At 45.3% G+C, this 3709-nt stretch carries 2 protein-coding genes and 1 pseudogene; all 3 read right to left on the bottom strand.

Annotated features, from left to right (window positions below; translation table 11 throughout):
- Positions 1–268, bottom strand: a pseudogene (locus B4K20_RS14995) (hypothetical protein); the annotation flags it as partial.
- A 70-nt stretch (positions 269–338) separates the two neighbouring features.
- Positions 339–1010, bottom strand: a complete 672-nt coding sequence (locus B4K20_RS14990) for a response regulator transcription factor (RefSeq protein WP_289283529.1) — start codon at positions 1008–1010, stop codon at positions 339–341.
- Between the two features lie 2 nt (positions 1011–1012).
- On the bottom strand, positions 1013–3709 hold a 2697-nt coding region (locus B4K20_RS14985), incomplete at its 5' end, for an efflux RND transporter permease subunit (protein ID WP_289283528.1).

Genomic DNA, 3709 nt, shown 5'->3' with positions numbered 1-3709 from the left:
ACTTAATAAGAAAGTACATCACGCCAGAGCCGCGCCCTGTCTCGCCACGTTGGTAATGTTTCTGCAAAGCTGCATAACGCTTTGGCTTATTGAAATATTGCTTGATCGTAGGAGATTGCGCCTCCCAACTGCGAGTAATGGTATAACCATCAGCATAAGGCGCCTGGTGACTATTCTGTTGAGCACGTACATACTCTTCTGCAGCATTTTCCATATTGGCTGAAATAATATTATCCATGCCTCTGAAAAAGAACTGGATACTGAGCATAGAATATCCTGCCACTATCGTTATCCCCAGAACGAGGAAGGCTAATGCAATGTAAAATTTAAGACTCAGTTTAAGTTTCATTTCTTAAGGCAAATCCGTGACCGGGAATGGTGTGAATTAAATTTTTTTCAAACGGTGCATCAACAGCTTTTCTTAAGTGAAACATATGCACTTTCAGGCTATCACTATCTGGTGGTGTATCGCCCCAGACAGCCGCTTCCAACTTTTGTTTAGCCACTACATCGGGATAAGCGCGCATCAATGCTTCCAATAACTGCCAGCTAGTGGGCGACAATTTCAAACTCTGTCCACTACGTGTCACCGTTTTTGTCTGAAGGTCCATGATGAGATCATCACACTGTAAGCGTTGTACTTGGCCACTACGACGTCGTGATAAGGCTTGAATGCGCACAATCAGTTCATCCAGTTCAAATGGTTTGACCAGATAATCGTCAGTACCGGCATTAAACCCTGTGATTTTGTCACTGAGCTGATCACGGGCGGTTAGCATAAGAATCGGCACGTCATAGCCTTGTTCACGTAACTTTTCACAGACCGTCAATCCATCCATTCTGGGTAGGTTTAAATCCAGTAACAGCACATCGTATTGATGTTGTTGACTAAATTCTAAGCCGGCAAGGCCATTGCTGGCATGATCACATTCAATATTTTCAAGGCTGAGATAATCAATCACTGTTTCTGCCAGATCCAGATCATCTTCGACTAATAACACATGCAACATGGCTAGTTTACTCCGGCTGCTTTTGTGACAGCTTTTCGCTTAAATACGTGTATAACGTCATGTTGAATCAGTAATAAACTGGGTATCAAAATCAATGTGATGACGGTGGCAAACATAATGCCGTAGCCTAAAGAAACGGCTGCAGGAATTAGAAATTGTGCCTGGCGAGATGTTTCACTGAGCAAGGGCATTAATCCGGCAAAAGTCGTGACCGAGGTTAATAACACGGCTCGCAAGCGACTCCTACAAGCAATACTGATGGCTTGTTTAATATCATCATAATCGTGGCGAATATCGTTAAAGCGGGAGACCAATAACAAACTATCATTCACCACTACGCCACTTAAGGCAATGATGCCGTTGAGCGATAAAATGCCCAAGGTCAGATCGTTCATCCAGTGTCCTAGAATGGCACCCACAATACCAAAAGGAATCGCGGTCATAATCAACATAGGCTGGAGATAAGAGCGAAGCGGAATTGCTAGCAACATATAAATAACTAATAAGGCAATCAATGATACATGGACCATCGATGACTCTGTCTCAGCCTGCTCTTCAGCCTCTCCGGCAAAATGGATATCTAATCCAGGATATTTTCTGACCAGATCAGGCACCATATTACTCTGTAGTTGAGCGACCAGCTCAGTGGTAGATAAGCTGTCTTTATTCACATCTGCCGAAATATAAACGGCTCGTTTTTTATCAATACGAGTGATGGAATCCCGTGTAAAGCCATAGCTGACATTAGCGACACTGGATAAAGGCACCACATCACCATTGGGCGTTCTAACACGCGAGTTTAATACATCGGCGGCATTCTGACGCTCATCTTCGGGATAACGTACTTTGACTTCTATCTCGTCACTATTGCGCTGATAGCGCTGTACCACTTGCCCACTGAAGCCTTGTAATATTTGTATCGCCAGATCGTTTGTCGTCATGCCTAATGCACGCCCTTGTTGATTTAACGACATATGTAGCTGTGGTTGGCCTGGTTCGAGATTATCATCTATACCACTGATCGCAGGAATGCTTTCTATCGTACGTTTAATCTCGTTCCCAGCCATTTCCAGAATCTGATCATCATTCGCCCGTAACTCAATTCGCAGATCATCAACAGGACCATGTCGGGTTCTCACACTGACTGTTTTGGCGCCTTCAGGTGTCCCAACGAGTTGCTGCCAATGACGGCTGAACGTCGTAATGTCATAAGGCGCACTGGGTTTGAGTTCAACAGTGACAGTGCCGGCCTGGTCGCTGGAAGACAAAATCTGCAGATTGGCGATATCACCATTCCCGCCAAGTTCTTTGTCGGCCTGGTAGGCGAGTTGTTCCATCAAGGCCAGATCGTTATGCGTCAGACCATAGCTCGCATCATTCTGCATGGTCAGCTGAGCACGAACGGTATCGCCTGGGATGGATGGGAAAAAGCTCATTCTCACCATGCCTGTCATGGGCATCGACATAACAAAGATAAATAAGGCGATAAATAACACCGCCACCGCATAGCGTTGTTCAAGTGCATAATTGATGGTGGGGCGATAGCAGGTCTGATTAAACCACTGCAAACCACTGTCCATGGTATGTTGAATCTTATGCCAGATTTTGAGTAAGCCATGTTTGCTTACTTGTCGGCGTGTGTTCAGATGAGCCAGGTGAGCAGGCAAAATTAATTTGGATTCGATAATCGATAAAATCAGGCAGATAGTCACTACGGCTGCAAACTGAGCGTAGAGTCTGCCTAAACCGCCTTCTAATTGTGAGAGGGCGTAAAACGCAGCAACTGTAGTGAACACACCAAATAATGTGGGGACAGCAACAATCATCGTGCCTTTTATCGTATTTTCTATGGTGTCGCCTTCCTTGGACCTGACATCGTAAACGGATTCACCCACTACAACCGCATCATCGACCACGATGCCTAAGGCTAATAGAAAGCCAAACGTGGTGAACTCGTTGAGGGACAGTCCCATAAACGCATCCCCCATAAAGTAAAGGGTGCCAAAGAAAATAAAGGGCAAGCCCATGGCCACCCAGAAAGCAACGGTCAAATTCAGGAATAATGCCAGCAAGATAAACACCATCACGATGCCGGTAAACGCATTTTTAACTAATAATTCCAAGCGCTGTTGTATGGATTCGCTCCGGTCATACCAAGCTTCAAGCTTCACGTTATCGGGTAGCTTGCCATCTTCCTGCCATGATTTAGCGACTTTTTCAGCCGCCTCCACCGTGTTAGTGATGTCATCCAGGCCGGTGGTTATGACCTGTAAAGCAATGCTGTCTCGACCCTGAAAGCGAGCTAAGACGGATGTGGTGTCATCATAGGTGTCATTAATTTTGGCGACTTCACCCAGCAGCAACTGATTACCATTGGCGAGTGTTAATAGAGGGATATCGGCAAAATCTTCTTTCAAATAAGCCTGTTCAGATGCTTTTAGCTGTAGATAAACCGCTTTATTACGCAGAACAGCGGTCATCGTATTGGAAGAACCTGCATTTATCGCTTGTTCAACATCCGATAGAGTCAGCCCATAGGATTGCAGTTTGCCATCATCTACTTCGATGGCCATCATCGGATCCAGCCAACCGGAAATGTTGACAGAACTGATATTAGGGTTAGCTATCAGATCCGTTTTTAAGTTATAGGCAAGTTGTTGCAGGCTATGCCTGTCGGTATCACCGTAGAGTTGCAGCCA

This window comes from Methylophaga sp. UBA5088, assembly GCF_002414625.1.
Classification (GTDB): Bacteria; Pseudomonadota; Gammaproteobacteria; order Nitrosococcales; family Methylophagaceae; genus Methylophaga; species Methylophaga marina.
Note: the sequence above shows the minus strand (reverse complement) of the source record. Positions and strands in the feature narration are given on the sequence as shown.